Here is a 19365-nt window from a genome sequence, read left to right on the forward strand (position 1 = left end):
AACCAAAGGGAGGGAAAGCAAATGTACTATGAGCAAACCTACAAAGCAAGAGAAGAGCTACTTGAACTATTAGAAGGGATCTCAGAAGAACAACTGCACCAAAAGCACGAAAACCTCTGGACAGTCTCACAAAACGTAGAGCACTTATATTTAATTGAAAACAAAATTACCAACGGCTTAAGAAAAGCGATTGAAGTCAAAAATGATGTAGAAGAAAAAGATTTACCTCTAGCGAAAATGCTGGCGAATAGAACATATAAGGTGGAAGCGCCAGAAGACATCGTACCATCCGAACACCCTTATACGAAAGCAGAACTAGTTGAGTTGTTGGAGCAATCCAGAAACAACTTGAACACATTCATCCAAGAAGTGGACGAGGAAGCATTACATAAATACGGGTTCAATCATCGTTGGATCGGGGACCTTTCCGCACAGCAATGGGTACAGTTAATCGGTTTCCATGAGCGCCGTCACATTGAGCAGATCAACCAAACATTAAACAACACCGTCCAATAAACACAAAAGAGCACTTGCAGTTACTCACTCTGCAAGTGCTCTATTTATTAATTCTTCGTTCTAATTTTACCGCCCCATTGCTTGAAGCCGCCCTTTAGTTGATAAAGCTGCGTGTACCCTTTACGTTTTAACATTTGAGCTGCACGACCACTGCGCATGGTGTTCTGGCAATAAATATAGACAGGTTGGTCTGGACGAACCTCTCTTATTCTCATTTTCATTTGAGACAAAGGAATGTTTCTTGCGCCAAGAATGTGTCCGCCTTCATACTCTTTTGGTTCACGGACATCAATCAATTGCGCTTTACGATAACCTGCGCGAAATTCTTCTTCCGTTAAGGTTGTTAGAATTTTACGTTGGTAGATGAACATGATCACTGAATAGACAATAAATGCTGCCAAAATTCCTAATGTTACGTATAAAACCAAACTAGACAACCCCTCTTTTTCTTTTTATACCAAAGTATATTATATAAAAGGTTAAGGGAAATGTCATCCTTTTCTACTATTCCCCATAAAAAACTACCAAGCTTTAACTTTGAAATCTCGGTGCACTTTTGGTAGACTAATTCATCATATAAAGATAAATGAGGTACATAATATGACGAAGGAAACTTGGAGATTTATTGATTCACAAAATCAATCTCCAGCATTTAATATGGCGCTTGATGAGAAGTTATTAGAATGGCATAGCGAAGGTTTAATTCCTCCGACTATCCGTTTCTATGGGTGGAAACCTGCGACACTATCTGTCGGTTATTTTCAAAAGGTAGAAAAAGAAATAAATATGGAACGTGTGAAAGAGTTAGGTCTAGGATTTGTAAGGAGACCAACAGGCGGACGGGGTGTCCTTCATGACAAAGAATTAACATATAGTGTCATTGTCTCGGAAGAACACCCAGAGATGCCTCAAACTGTCACAGAGGCTTACAGAGTTATTTCAGAAGGCATTTTAGAAGGATTTAAGGCACTTGGACTGGATGCATACTTTGCGATTCCGAGAACAGAAGAGGAAAAGCAAGGGTTGAAGAATCCGCGTTCTTCTGTATGTTTTGATGCACCATCCTGGTATGAGCTTGTAGTCGAGGGTAGAAAGGTTGCCGGCAGTGCACAAACTCGTCAAAAGGGTGTCATCCTGCAACACGGTTCCATTCTACTAGATATTGATGAAGACTTACTTTTTAGTCTGTTCAATTATCCAAGTGAGCGAGTGAAAGAACGAATGCAGAAGAATTTCAAAAATAAAGCGGTGGCAATCAATGCCCTTCGCGAAACTCCCGTAACAATTGAAGAAGCAAAAAAAGCTTTTTATGATGGATTTGAAAAAGGATTGAACATTACGCTTGAGCCACATGAGCTGACGGAAGCGGAACTGGCTGAAGTTCATGCCATAATGGAAAAGAAATATTCCACAGATGAGTGGAATTATAAAAGATAACGAGGATTTAAATTCTCGTTATCTTTTTGTTTTGCACTACATGTAGTAGGGTAGAAAAAAGAGTCGACTAGATATACTAAAGTCAAAAAAGAAAAATTAAAAAATATTTTTCGTCAAAAAGGAAGGATTTTCTTGAAACGTTGGTATAATAGGCTCGCTATATTTCGTAAAAATGCGCAAGCGACAAAAAAAGTCATTCTGCCTTGAAAATAGATTATAATCTTCGTTTCTCTTTAAATTCCTCCTTATATTGACGCTTTTATCATTTGACAAATTTAGATTCATTCTGCAGAAAATCAATATATAGTAGTGTCGAAAATAATTCAAATACTATATGTTGATATTTTGTTGGAAGATATGATACCTTATCTATACAAACAAATTTTACAGAAGTAATTTTTGGTAGAACTACTAGTTTTAGAGGAGTTGTAATAATGACGATCGCAATTAATGAATCCAAATTGAAAATCAATGTAGAACGCTTGAACAAGGACATCGGCTTGTTTCCTCAAGTACACCCCATTACAGAGGACATGACCACTACACATAAAGGTGTTTCCCGCCTGGTCATGCTCGATCGTTACGCATTTAAAGATACAGAGAAAGTAACCCTTACAGCTGGAGATTTTGTTGTATTAACGATAAAAGAAGATCCTAAATTCCCTGCAAGAGGTCTTGGTTTCATACAAGACATAGACTGGTCTACCAAGAAGGCTTCTGTACTAATTGAAGAAGAGTATCGTGGAGTGTTGACAAAGCAAGGTGAAGCCGAAACGGGCGTTGTCGTTCGATCCCTGGATGTCATTGAGAAGCCTCTAGAAGTCTTCTACGAGCAGATTGCCAAACGTAACGCAAAAGGCTTGGCAGCAGTAGAAACGACAGAAGAGAAGCGCCAGGAATGGTTTGAAAAGTTCTATCATGAACTAGTTAACATGAATTTTGTACCTGCAGGACGTGTGTTATACGGAGCTGGTGCAGACACTGATGTAACCTACTTTAACTGTTACGTAATGCCATTCGTACAAGATTCCCGTGAAGGAATTTCGGAACACCGTAAACAAGTAATGGAAATCATGAGCCGCGGAGGCGGAGTTGGTACAAACGGATCAACGCTTCGCCCACGAAACGCGCTTGCAAGAGGGGTTAACGGTAAATCCTCTGGTAGTGTTTCCTGGTTGGATGACATTGCAAAATTGACGCATCTTGTGGAACAAGGTGGATCAAGACGTGGTAAATCAGCTTAAGTGCCTCGTCTATAAACAAACCTCGTGAATTGCTGGAAAGTCTTTTATGACTTGTTGGCTACAACGTGACTGGAAACGGTGAGCGTGAATGCTTAAAAACAACAAGCGGTCAAAGATAATCAGCAGCCAAGCACCTGTGAAATGGTGAAGGTTCAACGACCATCGAAAACATGCCGAAGTATGGCAGAAGTGAGTAGAGTAGGATTCAAGCGAATCCGAAGTGCGAGGACACTTTAAAAAAAGTGTAAGATATGGTCTGAACTCTATGGTGACATAGAGAGTCGATTATGCGAATCGGCGTAACGAAATGGCTCAAATGATTATGCTAGCAGACTGGCACCCAGATATCGTCGAATTCATCATCTCCAAAATGCAAAATCCGAGAATTCTACGCTACCTAATTGAAAATACAAACGATGAAAGCATTAAAAAAGCAGCTGAAGATAAGCTGAAGTTCACCCCGTTAACAGATCAAGAAATTACCATGTATCAATCTGTGACAAACTTCAAGCACATCCCTGGATATGGCGGATTTACAGAAGCAATCATCAAAGATGCAGAGCAGAAATTGAAAGTTGGCGGAACCTATACAGTTCATAACTCAGAGTTCCTTACAGGAGCCAACATTTCCATTACCCTTACAAAAGAGTTTATGGAAGCTGTTGAAAACGACGCTGACTTTGATCTTCGTTTCCCTGATGTGGAAGCATACGATAAAGACGAAATGGCTATCTATAATGAACAATGGTCAGAAGTTGGAGACGTACGAGAGTGGGAGAAACTTGGTCACAAAGTGAGAGTGTACAGAAAGATTAAGGCGAAAGAACTTTGGAACCTGGTCAATATCTGTGCAACATACTCAGCTGAGCCTGGAATCTTCTTTATCGACAATGCTAACGATATGACAAATGCAAAAGCATACGGACAAAAGGTTGTAGCAACCAACCCATGTGGGGAACAACCCCTCGCACCATTTTCTGTCTGTAACTTGGCAGCAGTAAACCTTGCTCAATTTGCGGACAAGGAAACGAAAACAGTAAACTTCGAAAAGCTGAAACAAACAGTAGAAGTCGGCGTTAGAATGCAAGATAACGTTATCGACGCGACACCTTACTTCTTAGAAGAAAATAAAAAACAGGCATTAGGTGAGCGCCGTGTTGGTTTAGGAGTAATGGGCCTTCACGACCTATTAATCTATTGTGAAACAGAATACGGCTCTGAAAAAGGCAATGAGCTTGTAGATAAAGTATTTGAAACGATTGCGGTTACTGCATATCGTGCTTCTGTAGAACTTGGAAAAGAAAAAGGAAGCTTCCCGTTCTTAGAAGGTGCCACAGAAGAAGAAACGAATCGTCTTCGTGACGCATTTACGAAAACAGGCTTCATGAGCAAGATGCCGGAAGATATTAAAGAAGGAATTCTATCCTCAGGTATCCGTAACTCTCACTTGTTAACAGTAGCTCCAACTGGATCTACAGGAACAATGGTAGGGGTATCTACAGGACTTGAGCCATACTTCTCCTTCTCTTACTTCCGCAGTGGACGTCTAGGGAAGTTCATTGAGGTAAAGGCTGACATCGTACAAGAGTACTTGGATGCGAACCCAGAAGCAGATGCAGAGAACCTGCCAAACTGGTTCATCTCTGCAATGGAACTCGCTCCACAAGCGCATGCTGATGTTCAATGTATTATCCAAAACTGGATTGACAGTTCCATTTCCAAAACGGTAAACGCACCGAAAGGATATACGGTTGATCAAGTGAAGAAAGTATACGAACGCCTCTATAAAGGTGGAGCAAAAGGCGGTACCGTTTATGTGGATGGAAGCCGTGACTCCCAGGTACTGACGCTAAAAGCAGAAGAGAACACGATGGATGAAGGCGAACAGATTCAAATGGAAGATGTGGTAAAAAAGCCGGTCGTCCTCGTTGAAACAATTAATGATTTACGCTCGACCAATGTTCAATACGGATCAGAAGTAGGGAACACCTGCCCAGTATGCCGTATTGGTACGGTTAAAAAAATCGGCGGATGCAATACTTGCACAGATTGCGGTGCGCAACTTAAGTGCGGATTATAATCTTAACGAAAAGAGTGTGGAATGCTAGTGTATTCCATACTCTTTTTTGTTTGTTCGAATTGGCATATTTTATCAAATCCAGGTCATCATAAAAGTAACTTTAATGAACCTGGAGATGGCCCATGCAGAACGTAACGAAAATCCTAATTCCAAGACAGCTATTCATGATGTTGATATTATCAACTGGGTTACTCAACCACGTTATCCTCATACCGAATCTATTAAATGCTGCGGGCAGGGACAGTTGGTTAGGTGTGCTCATAGCTTACCCAATCGGGCTGGTCTTTCTATGGTTGGTATATTTTATAACTAAGAACTGCTCTGATAAGGGATTTTTCGCAATGGTGGAAAAGCGATTTGGAAAATTTGTATCTGCATTAATTTCAATGCCGGTTGTTGTTTATCTTTTTTTGAGTGCATATGTCACCTTTAGAGATTTAATGATCTGGCTTAATGCTTACTTTCTAGCTGATGCTTCGGTTACGATGATTAATTTAATTATGATATTAGTCTGCTGTGTGGTGACACTTGGTGGAATAAAGTATATGGCTATTTCTAGCGGTTTTTTGCTTCCGTTAGTGATGATTTTTGGCATTTTCATCGCCATTACCAATACTTCCATTAAAGACCCAAGCCTATTGTTTCCGTTGTTTAGTGAAGGATACACACCAGTGATAGAAGCGATCATTTATTCTCTTTCAGGACTTCTTGAAATCTACCTTATCGTTTTATTACAACCTTATTCACAATCTCCAATTAAATTCAGGCATCTTTTCATTTTAATCACCTTATTAATGGGGTTAATCCTTGGTCCATTGACTGCTGCTATCATGGAGTTTGGCCCTGTTGAATCGGCAAATTTCCGCTATCCTGCATATGAACAATGGCGGGTCTTGAATATAGGTGATTATATTTCACACATGGATTTTTTTGCCCTTTATCAATGGTTAAGTGGGGCCATTATAAGAATTGGTTTGTTTATCTATCTTGCTGCTGCTTTTTTCACCAAAAAGAAAAAGCAGTATAAGTTGAACCCTATCTTGGTTGTGGGGATTTATCTGATTTTTTTCGGTGTTACGTGGATAGAAGTGGAGACTTTTTATTTCTATGAGTTTATTTACCGTTATTTTTTACCAGCATGCATGGCATTTTTTCTATTCCAAATACTAATATCAGCCTTACTGATAATAGTTATGAGGAAAAGAGAGGATTCAAATGGAAAACCCAACCAACCTGGATAATAAAGATAATCTCAATGAAAAAGTTGATCAACTTAAATCTTTATTCAGTCATAGCCAGGATTTTGTATACAAAGTACATAAAAACGATGGCGAATCATTTGAATTACTATACATAGACAGCCTTGTTAACCTCCAATATTTGGATCAATATATTTTACCTAAGCTTAGCGAATGTAAGGATGTTTCCATCAAGTCACATTTGCAGGCATTGTTTCAAATCGAGGAGGTCACCTTCAAATCGATGGAAGATGTGGCTTCTTTGCTTTTTGAAGGAAATGTAATTTTCTATGCAGGGGATAGTTTACTAAGTCTTAAGGCTGGTGAGTTTCCAAAGCGTCAACCGGAAGAATCAGCATTAGAAACCTCAATCAGAGGACCAAAAGACGGGTTTGTAGAGGACATTAAAACAAATGTTTCGTTGATAAGAAGGAGACTTAATACCCCTTCATTGTGCATGGAGAAATTTACTATAGGGAAACGGAGCAAGACAAAAGTAGTATTAATGTATCTTAATGATGTTATTGATAAGAAAGTTCTTCATGAAATAAGAACAAGACTAAATGGAGTCGAACTGGACATTTTGACAAGTGCTTATGAATTGGAATCCTCTGTTCGTGATCGTCCTTACTCTGTCTTTCCGACGATGGATTTTTCCGGAAGGCCTGACTTTGTTGTACAAGTCTTAAATCAAGGAAGATTTGCATTATTAGTGGATGGAAACCCTACTGTTTCGTTTGCACCGGTAAATTTATTATTGCAAACGAAATCTCCAGAAGATACCTATATAAGTTATGCTTTTGTTTCAATTGAGCGGTTAATAAGAATGTTTGGGATTATGGTTTCGGGTTTTTTGCCTGGTATTTGGATTGCTTTTTCCGCCTTTAATATAGAGCAAATACCATATTTACTTGTTGCTACCATATCGGTTTCACGTTTTGGGTTGCCATTGTCTGCACCGATCGAAATGTTTATCATCTTATTCCTGTTTGAATTATTTAATGAAGCAGGAGTACGCCTTCCACGAGCCATTGGACAGACGGTAGCGGTTCTTGGAGGTTTAATTGTCGGAGATGCAGCTATCCGAGCAGGTTTAACATCACCAACCATGTTGGTGGTTGCTGCTACCACATATATTGCTTCCTTTACATTAGTGAACCAGTCTTTAAGTTCAGCCATTACTATCATTCGATTTGCTGTTATTTTGATAAGTACATTTTTCGGGTTATTTGGAGTGATCTTAAGCTTTATATTGACTGTTTTCTATTTTTCCACCTTAAATTCATTTGGAGCGCCATACTTTGGATCGTTGGCACCTATTAGCTATACAGAGATTGTGAAATCCTTTTTAAAGGCACCGGTCCAATTCTACAAGTCAAGAACTACCTCAACTAGTCCTGATGATGCAACAAGAGGTGAGCATAATTGAAATGTAAAGGAGCAATCTCCATTTTGTTGTGTATAATTTTGCTAACAGGGTGTGGAGGCATAAAAAATATCCAGGATCTAACTTACATTGTGGCAATTGGAATGGACTATGATGAAGCGGAAGAGGAGTATATCGTGTACCTTCAAGGGCTGAACTTTGCAAATGTGGCAAAGCAAGAAGGAGGGAAGCCTATTGAAAAAATTCCTAGCTTTGTTGGATCGGCAAGAGGTAAAACGTTAAATCTTGCTGTTAGTGAGTTGTATGGTAAGTCCGATCCTCCTATCTATTTCGGTCATGTGAAAACACTTATTCTTAGTCAGCGTGTAATAAATAGTAAATCTAAGGAAGTTTTAGAGGAGATTGCAAGAAATAAATCTCTTAGGCATAGATTGAGGATTGTAACGACAGAAGAGAGTATTGAAGAAATTTTTAACATAAAAGCACTTTTCAATTATCCTGCTGTTTATACAGTTCTATTTAAAGATAAGGCAAATGGGTTGGCACAGGATGAGTTGCAACCAACCTCACTTTTACTTTTCTTAAGGTCCTATTATGAACCAATGGGAGTGGCGAAAATACCTACTGTAACCATCGATACAAGCTCATGGGTATCAGAAAAGGAATTTCCTGTTCTTTTTTATGATGGATACTCAGTCTTTCAACAGCAATCGTTTGTTAAAAATATTCCTTTGGAAGATGCCGTACTTCTCGATTGGATGGTGGAAAAGAATATAGCTTTAAATCGACCTGTTAAAGATAAGGAAGAATTAATCGCGGCAGTAAAGCTATCCAGCCCGAAAATGAAGATTACTTACGAAAAAGATAAATCCGAACCAGTCTTCTCCCTAGAAATTTCTGCCCGAGCCGATTTGCTGGAGAAATTAAGGGATATATCTGCAGACGAGCTAAAAACACTATTGGAAGAAGAATTAAAAATGCAAATCATACATCTCTATGAAAAAGGGGTAGATAGCAAACTTGATTTATTAAATGCAGGAGAGAAATGGTATCGAAAAGATCGAGAGGCTTTTAAGGAATTAGAAGACTCCAAACATTTTTACCTCAAAAAAGATTCCTTGAAAAAAGTAAAAGTCGATATTCAAATTTTCCATTTTAATAGCTATGAATACGAAAAGAATTAAATGTTTTGTTCCTCTTTTACTGTAACAAAACCCTAACTTGTCATCCCCCATGAGTTAGGGTATCATTTTAAATGACGGCTTAGTACGTGGATTGGAAATGGAGGGATATTATGCCTACCCCAAGTATGGAAGATTACATAGAACAGATTTACATGTTGATTGAAGATAAAGGATATGCACGGGTATCAGACATTGCCGAAGCATTGGCGGTACATCCCTCTTCTGTAACAAAAATGGTCCAGAAACTTGATAAGGACCAATATTTAATCTATGAAAAATATCGTGGACTGGTTCTTACCACTAAAGGAAAGAAAATCGGTAAGCGATTAGTATATCGACATGAATTACTCGAGCAGTTCTTGCGTGTGATAGGTGTAGATGAGGAAAATATTTATGAAGATGTGGAAGGTATTGAACATCACTTGAGCTGGAATGCCATTGATCGCATCGGGGATCTTGTTCAATATTTTGAAGAAGAAAAAGAACGCGTGGAAGCACTGCAAACCATCCAAAAGCAAAATGAAGATAATCAGTAAGGAGATAGACCTTGCCAATTGGCAGTGAGGTCTGTCTCTTTTTTTGAAAGATAAGAAAGTATAAAAATCTGTTGATTTCCGTTTCACGCGCTTCGCTTGCCTGCGGGCGGTCCGTGAGCCTCCTCACAACGCTTCAGGGGTCTCACCTGTCCCTTCCACCCGCGGGCGTCTGCGCGCCTTCCACTCCAATCAACTAAGTCACTTCATTCAACATAGGGTTTATGAAGAGGTAATTGAGTTAACGGAGAAGGGAATTAACTTTTTATTCTTGTAGTTTTTAGCTGTGTATTGGAGCAAATGGCGAAGACTCCTACGGGGGAGAAACGGCAATGTTGAGACCCCGCAGGCTTGCCGAGGAGGCTCAAGGTCGCCCCGTGGAAAGCGAAGCCATTTGCGGAAAGGAACAGCGGGGATTAATTAATCTACTAAAGGACCGGGCGGTTTCTGCCCGGTTTTTTCTTGCTCTCATCACGGAAAACGGTATATTTCCCCTTCTTCTTTATTAAAGATGTAAAAGGAAGTTATCTGGTTCAATGTGATGGAGGGGTTCCATTGAAGATAGATGGTGTATTTTCTGGAGGAGGAATTAAAGGGTTTGCCCTTATCGGAGCGCTGCAGGCCGTGGAGGAAAGGGGATTAAAGTTCCAACGGTTAGCAGGGACAAGTGCGGGCTCTATTGTAGCTGCGTTTACAGCGGCAGGATACACCGCAAATGAAATACGTAACATGCTTGATGAAACAGATATCATGAATTTTTTAGACCAGCGAAGAACTTTTCTGCCATCACCAATTACCAAGTGGGTGCTTTTATATTGGAGGCTTGGATTGTATAAGGGGGAAGTGTTGGAGAGGTGGCTAGAGAAAAAGCTAGCTGCAAAGGGGATAAGAACTTTTGAAGATCTTCCCAAGGATCATCTCAGAATCATTGCCTCCGACCTAACAAGTGGAACCATTGCCGTCCTTCCTGATGACCTTCCCAAATATAATTCGGATCCGAAGAAATTTTCTGTTGCCAAAGCGGTACGGATGAGCTGCAGCATTCCTTATTTTTTTGAACCTGTCAAACTTAAGGGAAAGGGAGTAACCTTCCTTTTTGTAGATGGAGGGGTATTGAGCAATTTTCCTATTTGGTTATTTGATAATGACCGTATTCCTAAAGTGCGCCCTGTTCTTGGTATTCAGTTAAGTGCAAAGCAAGAGGATCGGCCGGTTAACAAAATCGATAATGCCATCACAATGTTTGGCGCGCTGTTTGAGACGATGAAGGATGCTCATGATGCCAAACATATCTCCAGCCGTCATGAGAAGGATGTCATTTTTATCCCCATGGATCATATTGCTGTGACGGAATTTGCTTTAACAGAGGAGCGGAAAAGGGGACTAGTGGAAATAGGGAGGAAAAGAGCAGAGGCATTTTTGATGAAGTGGTGTTACTAAAATAGAAAAAACCGAGCTTCCTTATTTAAAAGAAAGCACGGTTTTTCTTTTTGCCCTTTTTCCCTTCAATGACGGTCAGATGGGATGGGGCTTTGCGTTTTGGTGCGGCAGGTTTGGAGCTTGCACGATCTCTGCTGGATGTAATCGGGCTGATAGTTGGCTTTGCGCTACTTGTGGCTGAGTATTTCTTTTTGGATTGCTTCACAGCCTTACTATACCTGGCATCCGTTTTTGCTCCAATTTTCCCTTGAATAAAATAGCGGAAAATTAAGTAAAATACGGTTGCCCCCCCTACAATTAAAAGGAGACTCGTAAATAACCCTCCTGGATTAGTAAATAATTGAATGATCAAATAAAAAGCTGCTAAGGAAACAAGAGTATAGAAAATTGGTTTTCGATAGCTTCTTTTCATCTTCGCCACCTCCCAGGTAACCAGTATGCTTGTTTTCGATGGTTACCACCACTGATTGTTTTAATAGTATATTTTCTAGGATAAGGCTTGTTGCGGATTTTTATACTATTTCTTCGGTAATCTTTTTCTCTGAATCTTGTTCTAGCTCCAATAATCTGTTAAAGGAAAGGATAGCGACCTCCACTTGGTCGTCCGTTGGTTCCTTTGTGGTTAACAATTGCAACCACAAGCCGGGATACCCTAAAACTTTTAAAACAGGAATATCGCGGACTTTGTTCGTAAGCTGTAATACTTCAAAAGAAATACCTAAAACAACAGGAATGAGCGCTAAACGATTCAGTACACGCACCCATAAAGGATCTGTCGGTACAAGAAGGTATACAAAGAAGCCTACAACTACTGTGAACAGGATAAAACTGCTGCCACATCTATAATGCAATCTAGATTGAGCTTGAATATTGCTTACAGTTAATTCTTTCCCGTTTTCATAAGCGTTAATCACTTTATGCTCCGCACCATGATATTGAAATACCCTTTTAATGATAGGGGTAAAAGAGATGAAATATATGTATGCCAACAAAAGCATTAATTTAAACACCGTTTCTACTAATACCTGTGCAAAATCACTTGGGAAAATTGGCTTTGTCAGTTCTGCCAAAAAAACGGGCACAAGTGTGAAGATGAATTTCCCGAAAATAAACGATAATACCCCGACAGCTGCAACGCTTAAAATCATTTCAAGCTTGGAAGGCTCTTTTTTGTTATAAATCTCTTCCTCATCTTGACTCGGATCCACATCATAACGCTCTGTGGAAAAATTCAGATGCTTCGATCCATTCCCAGCAGCTTCCACTATTGCAACGATTCCGCGAATAAAAGGAATCTTTTTTAAAGACTGTAATGTCGGATTTACCTTTCTTGGCACATGAAGGTATTCGATGGAGTCATCTTTTCTGCGAATGGCAGTAACATAATGGCGCTTTCCACCAAACATTACACCTTCAACCACAGCCTGTCCTCCATAAACAGGTTTTGAATCTTTTGACATAATAGCACCAACCTAACTTTTCTAAGAAGAAAAAATTTCTATTACTTAATATTCTACCCGAATCTTCAAAAAACCTCTACTCCCTGAGATTCTTTGTTTTAAAAAGTTGGTTAGTTTTGTATGGTTCTGTCGTTCTTATGGAAAGATATGTGTAAAGATGCAGTAGAAAGGAAGCCAAATGATGAGCGATAAAAAGAAATTGGAACAGAACCAAAGAGAAGAACCGATGGGTTTTATGACAAAAGTTATCGTTACCGGGTTTGTAGGTGGGGTGCTATGGAGTTTAATCGGATATTTTGCCTATATGTTCAGCTTCACTGAAATCAGCCCAAATGTTGTGCTTCAGCCATGGGCGCTTGGTGATTGGAAAAAAGGATGGCTGGGTCATATAATTAGTGTCATCTTACTTGGTTTGTTTGGCATAGGTGCTGCTCTTATATATGCAGCGATATTAAAGAAGTTTCAACAGTTCTGGATTGGAATCGTGTATGGTATTGCCCTTTGGGGTCTAGTTTTCTTTTTATTGAACCCAATGTTTCCTTCCATTAAAACGGTTGGAGAACTTACCCTTGATACAAATGTGACAAATGTATGCTTATACATACTCTTCGGTGTTTTTGTAGGCTACTCCATCTCCTTTGAACACAATGAAATGCAACACCAAAATCAACATTCAAAACAACAATCACAATCCTCATCGAATGAGTAGTAGCGAATACCAGAATGTGATAGAATGTTCAGTAATTGGACATTCTTTTTTATTATTGAATTAGGGTGTTTTCCTTGTCGATTGTAGTGCAAGGTGTGAAACTCCTGAGGGAGGAAGGGACAGGGAAGACCCCACAGGCGCAAGCCGAGGAGGCTTCCGGACCGCCCTCTGGATAAGCGAACACCTGGAACGGAAATCGACAAGAGTTAAAAAGGGGAGATCGCAGCATGCGCTTACTTGTTCTCAACGGCCCTAACCTAAACCGATTAGGACTTAGGGAACCCTCAGTATATGGCAGTCAAACATTGCAAGATTTAGAAGCGCAACTTCAAGCATTCGCAGGCAAAAATTCGTGTGAACTAACTTGTTTTCAAAGCAATCACGAAGGAGAGCTTATCGATAAGCTTCATGATGCGGAAGGCAGTTTTGACGGGATTGTCATGAACCCAGGCGCCTTCACCCATTACAGCTATGCAATTCGCGATGCCATTGCAAGCATTTCAGTACCGGTAATGGAAGTGCACATTTCCAACATACATAAGCGGGAAGAATTCAGACATACATCCGTCACTGCACCGGTAACAGCAGGCCAGATTGTCGGGCTGGGCTATTATGGATACGAACTAGCACTATTAGCACTATTGAATCAGTACAAGGGGGAATAGCAAGATGACAAAATTAACAAAACTTAGAGAAAGCTTTCAAGCTACAGGAATTGATGCATTACTAATTACAAGCGGCAAAAACCGCCAATACATCACAGGATTCACCGGTTCAGCAGGTGTGGCAGTAGTGACAGAAGACAAAGCTGTATTCATCACAGACTTCCGTTACACTGAACAAGCTGCCAAACAATGTGAAGGGTTCGAAATCGTTCAGCATAAAGGTGGTTTGGTAGAAGAAATCGCAAATGTGGTGAAAGACCTTGGAGTAGCAAAGCTTGGCTTCGAGCAAGACCATGTTACTTTTTCCACGTACTTAAACTACAAAACCACTATAAAAACAGATCTTGTCCCTGTTTCTGGCGTTATTGAAAAGTTACGCTTGATTAAGAGTGAACAAGAGATTAAGATATTAAAGGAAGCTACACAGATTGCTGACGCAGCTTTTGAACATATTCTTACATACATCAAGCCAGGTCTGACAGAATTGGATGTATCCAATGAGTTGGAATTCTTCATGAGAAAACAAGGCGCTGTTTCTTCATCCTTTGACATTATCGTTGCTTCTGGTTTCCGCTCAGCCCTGCCACACGGCGTCGCTTCGGATAAAGTGATTGAAAACGGTGAGTTTGTAACGCTTGATTTTGGAGCTTATTATAAAGGCTATAACTCCGACATTACAAGAACACTTGCTGTGGGAGAGCCAAGCGATGAGCTGAAAACGATCTATGATACTGTATTGGAAGCACAGTTACGAGGCATGAGAGGAATCAAGGCAGGCATTACAGGCCGTGAAGCTGATGCACTGACGCGTGATTACATTACAGAAAAAGGCTATGGAGAGTACTTCGGACATTCCACAGGTCACGGACTTGGAATGGAAGTGCATGAAGGGCCATCTCTATCTGTTAAATCAGAAACTGTTTTAGAACCGGGAATGATTGTAACAGTAGAACCTGGTATTTATGTTGCTGGATTAGGCGGAGTGCGTATTGAAGACGATACCATCGTTACAGAAACAGGTAACGAAACACTTTCCTTCTCTACAAAAGAACTTATTATATTGTAAAAATGTATCTAGCGTCGTGTAGACTAGAGTAAGGTACTCAAGGATACAATACGTGTAGGGCATTATTTTACATAGCTTTAGGAGGAACTAATAAATGATTTCAGTAAACGATTTTCGTACAGGTTTAACAATCGAAGTAGACAACGGCATTTGGCGCGTAATGGATTTCCAACACGTAAAGCCAGGAAAAGGAGCAGCCTTCGTACGTTCCAAATTACGTAACCTACGTAATGGTGCCATCCAAGAAAAAACGTTCCGTGCTGGTGAAAAAGTAGCAAAAGCACAAATCGACAACCGCAAAATGCAATATCTTTACGCAAACGGCGACATGCACGTATTCATGGACAATGAGTCCTATGACCAGTTGGAACTTCCATCTGCTCAAATTGAATACGAATTGAAATTCTTAAAAGAAAACATGGAAGTAGCTATCATGATGTACCATAGCGAGACGCTTGGAGTCGAGCTTCCAAATACAGTAGAACTAAAAGTAGCGGAAACAGAGCCAGGAATCAAAGGCGACACAGCTTCCGGCGGATCTAAGCCAGCGGTTATGGAAACTGGCGTAACAGTTAACGTACCATTCTTCGTAAACGAAGGTGACGTATTGATTATCAATACAACTGACTCTTCTTACGTTTCTAGAGCTTAATTTGATTTTTTTAAAAAGGAGAAGGTCCCTTGTTGGTTGGGGGAACTTCTCCTTTTTTGGTGTTGGTGGGAGGGCGGAGGTGTGAATGGGTGTGCGATTGGTGGTTGAGTGTTCTGTTTACCAATATAAGGAATCTATTTGCCCGAACGGTAGTGAAATCTGGTTGAAATGTCTAATAGAAGGAAATAAAAGGAATATCAACGACGAAACAGGGAGCAGATTCACAAAAAGGGTCAAAGAGAAGCACTCTCAAGGCCCGAACAGCAAGCAAATTCAACAAAACGGGCAAAGAAAAGCTCTCTCAAGGCCCGAACAGCAAGCAAATTCAACAAAACGGTAAAAGAGAAGCCCTCTCAAGGCCCAAACCACGTACTAATCCCCGCAAACCGTCCAATAGAACCTCCCGCCAATCTCACTCCCCAAACCAAACCAAATCAAACACATTCTCCACAACCTTCCGACCGTCAGATCCATCCACCTTACTCATCCAAATATGCTTTCTGTCATCCGCATCTACCCGGACCCAAGACAACCGCAAACCAGAACCATGTTCCAACACCACAGGCTCACCATCGGAGTAACCCTCAGGCGTTTCCACAATTTTGACTGCCTCTTTTTCCTTCAAATCCACCATATACAATGACGACTTAAATTTATCAGGACTGTCACTGGTTTCTCTCCCACGCGCCACAACAATCCTCTCATCATCTACCCAATCAAAATCCACATCTGCAAACCCTTTTGGTGTATGAACCTTTTTATAATTTGGGATAATGGTGCTTGTCGTCAGGACCTTATTTTTAACTCCGCCACTGGTCATCCGGCCACCTCCCTGAATAGAGGCAAGAAGAGGCTTTGTCGGCGCCCACTTAATCCAATCGGCATCAAGAAGGACTTCCCCAAGCGGTATAAAAAGCTTGTTCTCTTTTACATAGACGCTAAGCATATTGCTGTCAGCAGACCACGATGCTGTCGGCGCCACCACCATTGCCAAACTTTTTCCGTCATGTGACCAGGAGAAGCTTTCCACATCCACTGAGAGGATCGAGATATCTTCATACTTAAGTGGAGATCCAATCGTGTGAAGCGGTGTAACTTTAACATCCATCTCATGAGATTCCTTCTCCACACCCCAATGAACTTCGTAAAGTCTTGGGTGGCTCCAACCATCAGGAAACAAAGCCGCACTAGCAGATGCAATTAAGTTAACACCTTCTGCATCCCAAGTGAAATTAGACACACCACCTGTAAGCTGATGAATGATTGGAGTACCGGAAGCGAGCTCCACCACGCAAAGTATGGAGCCAGTCAGGAATGCAAAAGAATGATCCGCGGGATTCCACTGTGGATCATGTCCAGCAATCTTTAGCTTGCTAGAACTCATCGTTTCGGTATTATATAACCAGATGTAAAATTCTTCTGATTCTGATTGTGAATCCACCTGCTTGGCTTCATAAACAAGCCATTTACCGTCATGTGCCCAACTGAATTTTCCTACTTCAATATTCTCATGTAAGGAGACTTCTTTCGTACCGTCAAACAACCATAAAGATTGGTATCTTGTAAAAGCTGCTTTTGGTTGTTCCGTAGTTGCCGCATAGTTAGATAAAGGAGCGAAAACAACGGATGCAGCCAATAAACAAATCAATAAATATTTCATGGTAAAATCCTCCTAAAATATTCCTACCCATTAGTGTTACCAGCTACCATCATTTCATGAATAAAACAAAATCAGAATTTAAGTTGAAATTAGTGAAAAAGATGGTATAGTAAAGTAGTGGAATTATTCCAAGTGATATTTTTTTTGTAGATTTGTGCAAACGGTTACGCAATCATGCAACCGTTATCATAGCAAAGAGCGTCGTTAATAAAGGGAGTGTATCAAGATTGAAAAAGATATGGTGGAAAGAAGCAGTTGCCTATCAGGTATATCCTAGAAGTTTCATGGATTCCAATGGGGACGGTATTGGTGATTTACGAGGAGTTATTTCTAAACTAGATTATTTAAAAGATATGGGTATAGATGTTATTTGGATTTGTCCAATGTATAAGTCTCCAAATGTTGATAATGGCTATGATATCAGTGATTATCAGGACATCATGGAAGACTTCGGGAACATGGCGGATTTCGATGAGTTACTGGAAGAAGTGCATAACCGCGACATGAAGCTTATCATTGATTTAGTTATCAACCACACTTCTGATCAGCATGAGTGGTTCATTGAGTCTGCGTCTTCTAAGGATAACCCAAAGCGCGATTGGTATATTTGGGAAGATGGAAAAGACGGCAAGGAGCCGAACAACTGGGAAAGTATTTTCAATGGTCCAGCTTGGAAGTTGGATGAGAAGACTGGCCAGTATTACATGCATATCTTCGCAACAGAGCAGCCTGATTTGAACTGGGAAAATAAAGATGTTCGCTTTGCATTGTACGATATGATTAACTGGTGGTTGGATAAAGGAATTGACGGATTCCGTGTGGATGCAATTTCTCATATTAAAAAAGAGCCTGGATTCCCAGACTTGCCAAATCCAAAAGGCCTAGATTATGTTCCATCTTTTGACTACATGATGAATGTGGAAGGAATTCAAAAGCATCTCGAGGAATTGAAAGAGCAAACGTTTGCGCGCTATGACATCATGACTGTCGGGGAAGCAAATGGCGTCAAGCTGAACCAAGCAGATGAGTGGGTTGGCGAAGAGAACGGTAAGTTCAACATGATCTTCCAATTTGAACATCTTGGACTTTGGGAAAAAGGAACAGAAGGCGGCGTAGACCTTCTTCAACTGAAAAAAACATTAACGAAATGGCAAAAAGGATTGGAAGGAAATGGCTGGAATGCATTATTCCTTGAAAACCATGACCAAGCACGTTCTGTTTCTACATGGGGAAATGACAAAGAGTACCTAGTAGAAAGTGCGAAATCCCTTGGTGCATTGTATTTCTTGATGCAAGGAACTCCATTCATATACCAAGGTCAAGAACTTGGTATGACGAATGTGAAGTTTGACAGCATTAACGATTACGATGATGTTGGCATGAAAAACCTTTATGACATTGAGAGTGCTAAAGGCGAAGAGCATGCTCAAAAAGTGATGGAAATCATCTGGGCAAAAGGCCGTGACAACTCCCGTACTCCAATGCAATGGAACGATGAACTAAACGGTGGATTCTCTACAGGTACCCCTTGGATGGGCGTAAATGAAAACTACAAAACGATCAATGTGGAAAAGCAATGGAATGACCCGAATTCCGTATTAAGCTTCTACCGTGAAATGATCAAAATCCGTAAAGAAGAGGAAGTATTTGTTTATGGCGAATACAATCTGATTCTTGAAGATGACACACAAGTTTACGGTTACACTCGAACACTTGATAACAAGGTAGCTATAGTATTATGTAACTTGAGTGAAGAAGAAGTCACAGTAGAGCTTGAAGATCTTGAGGTAGTTTCAGCTGACCTTCGTCTTCAAAACTATGAGGTTGCTAAGCATGAAGCTGTGTCTGAATTGACGTTGAAGCCTTATGAAACTCGTGTTTATGTGGTAGCGAAGTAAGATATTGCTTGGGAAAGTCTCACCATTTTGGGTGGGGCTTTTTCTTTTTTTGTGGCGGTAGAGGCAACGAATCTGCTAGGCGGCGATGATGAAGACCTCTGATTTGATAAGATCTAATGAAAGAGGTCCTCATCGCACTTATGAGGACGTCAGTTTGGTGAGAAAGACTTGAGACAGGTCTTCATCGCACTTATGA

Annotated in this window: 16 protein-coding genes and 2 pseudogenes; 14 read left to right on the forward strand and 4 right to left on the reverse strand. The window is 40.4% G+C overall.

Translation table 11 applies throughout. The features are described 5' to 3' along the window. The first annotated feature begins 21 nt into the window (after positions 1 to 21). Complete coding sequence (locus M313_RS0109800) at positions 22 to 516, forward strand: DinB family protein (protein ID WP_010194716.1); 495 nt, start codon at positions 22 to 24, stop codon at positions 514 to 516. A gap of 47 nt (positions 517 to 563) precedes the next feature. On the opposite strand, the gene M313_RS0109805 is transcribed toward M313_RS0109800, so the two are convergent. Further along, entirely contained in the window at positions 564 to 887 is a 324-nt protein-coding gene (locus tag M313_RS0109805) for a rhodanese-like domain-containing protein (RefSeq protein WP_083800915.1), read from the reverse strand. Positions 888 to 1116: 229 nt separating this feature from the next. On the opposite strand from M313_RS0109805, the gene lipM reads away from it, so the two are divergent. The 8 genes and pseudogenes from lipM (at position 1117) to M313_RS0109845 (ending at position 11059) form a co-directional block, all read left to right on the forward strand. Then, positions 1117 to 1953 carry an octanoyltransferase LipM gene (gene lipM, locus M313_RS0109810; protein ID WP_010194722.1) on the forward strand — a complete coding sequence of 279 codons (837 nt, stop codon included), beginning with the start codon at positions 1117 to 1119 and terminating at the stop codon, positions 1951 to 1953. 434 nt (positions 1954 to 2387) lie between these two features. Beyond that, positions 2388 to 3185, forward strand: a pseudogene (locus M313_RS23285) (ribonucleotide reductase barrel domain-containing protein); the annotation flags it as partial. A gap of 322 nt (positions 3186 to 3507) precedes the next feature. Further along, positions 3508 to 5277 (forward strand): annotated as a pseudogene (locus tag M313_RS23290) (vitamin B12-dependent ribonucleotide reductase); the annotation flags it as partial. Between the two features lie 122 nt (positions 5278 to 5399). Then, entirely contained in the window at positions 5400 to 6518 is a 1119-nt protein-coding gene (locus M313_RS0109820; protein ID WP_010194723.1) for a GerAB/ArcD/ProY family transporter, read from the forward strand. Further along, positions 6493 to 7944, forward strand: a complete 1452-nt coding sequence (locus M313_RS0109825) for a spore germination protein (RefSeq protein WP_010194727.1) — start codon at positions 6493 to 6495, stop codon at positions 7942 to 7944. The genes M313_RS0109820 and M313_RS0109825 overlap by 26 nt, the downstream gene beginning before the upstream one ends. Continuing rightward, positions 7941 to 9086, forward strand: coding sequence for a Ger(x)C family spore germination protein (locus M313_RS0109830; protein WP_010194728.1), 1146 nt, complete (start codon positions 7941 to 7943; stop codon positions 9084 to 9086). The genes M313_RS0109825 and M313_RS0109830 overlap by 4 nt, the downstream gene beginning before the upstream one ends. A gap of 110 nt (positions 9087 to 9196) precedes the next feature. Further along, positions 9197 to 9622, forward strand: a complete 426-nt coding sequence (gene mntR / locus M313_RS0109835) for a transcriptional regulator MntR (RefSeq protein WP_010194729.1) — start codon at positions 9197 to 9199, stop codon at positions 9620 to 9622. Between the two features lie 552 nt (positions 9623 to 10174). Then, complete coding sequence (locus M313_RS0109845; RefSeq protein ID WP_010194734.1) at positions 10175 to 11059, forward strand: patatin-like phospholipase family protein; 885 nt, start codon at positions 10175 to 10177, stop codon at positions 11057 to 11059. A gap of 25 nt (positions 11060 to 11084) precedes the next feature. Here the strand turns inward: M313_RS0109845 and M313_RS0109850 are convergent, their stop codons facing one another. Both M313_RS0109850 and M313_RS0109855 read right to left on the reverse strand, forming a co-directional pair. Beyond that, the gene (locus M313_RS0109850; RefSeq protein ID WP_010194735.1) at positions 11085 to 11471 is read right to left on the reverse strand and encodes an SA1362 family protein; all 387 of its coding nucleotides are present in this window, start codon (positions 11469 to 11471) and stop codon (positions 11085 to 11087) included. A gap of 100 nt (positions 11472 to 11571) precedes the next feature. Next, a complete protein-coding gene (locus M313_RS0109855; protein WP_010194737.1) occupies positions 11572 to 12519 on the reverse strand; it encodes a DUF1385 domain-containing protein in 948 nt (315 codons plus the stop codon). Between the two features lie 178 nt (positions 12520 to 12697). On the opposite strand from M313_RS0109855, the gene M313_RS0109860 reads away from it, so the two are divergent. The 4 genes from M313_RS0109860 (at position 12698) to efp (ending at position 15611) form a co-directional block, all read left to right on the forward strand. After that, on the forward strand, positions 12698 to 13228 hold the full coding sequence (locus M313_RS0109860) for a YqhR family membrane protein (protein ID WP_029326432.1): 531 nt from the start codon (positions 12698 to 12700) through the stop codon (positions 13226 to 13228). Between the two features lie 227 nt (positions 13229 to 13455). Continuing rightward, the gene (gene aroQ, locus M313_RS0109865) at positions 13456 to 13893 is read left to right on the forward strand and encodes a type II 3-dehydroquinate dehydratase (protein ID WP_010194742.1); all 438 of its coding nucleotides are present in this window, start codon (positions 13456 to 13458) and stop codon (positions 13891 to 13893) included. Positions 13894 to 13897: 4 nt separating this feature from the next. Then, positions 13898 to 14959 carry a M24 family metallopeptidase gene (locus M313_RS0109870; RefSeq protein ID WP_010194743.1) on the forward strand — a complete coding sequence of 354 codons (1062 nt, stop codon included), beginning with the start codon at positions 13898 to 13900 and terminating at the stop codon, positions 14957 to 14959. A 94-nt stretch (positions 14960 to 15053) separates the two neighbouring features. Beyond that, positions 15054 to 15611, forward strand: a complete 558-nt coding sequence (efp, locus tag M313_RS0109875) for an elongation factor P (protein WP_010194744.1) — start codon at positions 15054 to 15056, stop codon at positions 15609 to 15611. A 412-nt stretch (positions 15612 to 16023) separates the two neighbouring features. On the opposite strand, the gene M313_RS0109885 is transcribed toward efp, so the two are convergent. Continuing rightward, a complete protein-coding gene (locus tag M313_RS0109885; RefSeq protein WP_010194748.1) occupies positions 16024 to 17271 on the reverse strand; it encodes a hypothetical protein in 1248 nt (415 codons plus the stop codon). Between the two features lie 227 nt (positions 17272 to 17498). Here M313_RS0109885 and M313_RS0109890 point away from each other — a divergent pair, with 227 nt between their 5' ends. Next, entirely contained in the window at positions 17499 to 19169 is a 1671-nt protein-coding gene (locus tag M313_RS0109890) for a glycoside hydrolase family 13 protein (RefSeq protein ID WP_010194750.1), read from the forward strand. Positions 19170 to 19365 lie beyond the last annotated feature (196 nt).

Origin of the sequence: Bacillus sp. m3-13 (genome assembly GCF_000175075.1) — a bacterium.
GTDB classification, from domain to species: Bacteria; Bacillota; Bacilli; order Bacillales; family Bacillaceae_I; genus Sutcliffiella_A; species Sutcliffiella_A horikoshii_C.

What these genes read in the sequence shown, in the direction of transcription:
- M313_RS0109850 (WP_010194735.1), bottom strand. Translation starts at nt 11,471, where the DNA reads ATGAAAAGAAGCTATCGAAAACCAATTTTCTATACTCTTGTTTCCTTA.
- M313_RS0109825 (WP_010194727.1), top strand. Translation starts at nt 6,493, where the DNA reads ATGGAAAACCCAACCAACCTGGATAATAAAGATAATCTCAATGAAAAA.
- efp (WP_010194744.1), top strand. Translation starts at nt 15,054, where the DNA reads ATGATTTCAGTAAACGATTTTCGTACAGGTTTAACAATCGAAGTAGAC.
- mntR (WP_010194729.1), top strand. Translation starts at nt 9,197, where the DNA reads ATGCCTACCCCAAGTATGGAAGATTACATAGAACAGATTTACATGTTG.
- M313_RS0109870 (WP_010194743.1), top strand. Translation starts at nt 13,898, where the DNA reads ATGACAAAATTAACAAAACTTAGAGAAAGCTTTCAAGCTACAGGAATT.
- M313_RS0109885 (WP_010194748.1), bottom strand. Translation starts at nt 17,271, where the DNA reads ATGAAATATTTATTGATTTGTTTATTGGCTGCATCCGTTGTTTTCGCT.
- lipM (WP_010194722.1), top strand. Translation starts at nt 1,117, where the DNA reads ATGACGAAGGAAACTTGGAGATTTATTGATTCACAAAATCAATCTCCA.
- M313_RS0109820 (WP_010194723.1), top strand. Translation starts at nt 5,400, where the DNA reads ATGCAGAACGTAACGAAAATCCTAATTCCAAGACAGCTATTCATGATG.
- M313_RS0109855 (WP_010194737.1), bottom strand. Translation starts at nt 12,519, where the DNA reads ATGTCAAAAGATTCAAAACCTGTTTATGGAGGACAGGCTGTGGTTGAA.
- aroQ (WP_010194742.1), top strand. Translation starts at nt 13,456, where the DNA reads ATGCGCTTACTTGTTCTCAACGGCCCTAACCTAAACCGATTAGGACTT.
- M313_RS0109860 (WP_029326432.1), top strand. Translation starts at nt 12,698, where the DNA reads ATGATGAGCGATAAAAAGAAATTGGAACAGAACCAAAGAGAAGAACCG.
- M313_RS0109805 (WP_083800915.1), bottom strand. Translation starts at nt 887, where the DNA reads ATGTTCATCTACCAACGTAAAATTCTAACAACCTTAACGGAAGAAGAA.
- M313_RS0109800 (WP_010194716.1), top strand. Translation starts at nt 22, where the DNA reads ATGTACTATGAGCAAACCTACAAAGCAAGAGAAGAGCTACTTGAACTA.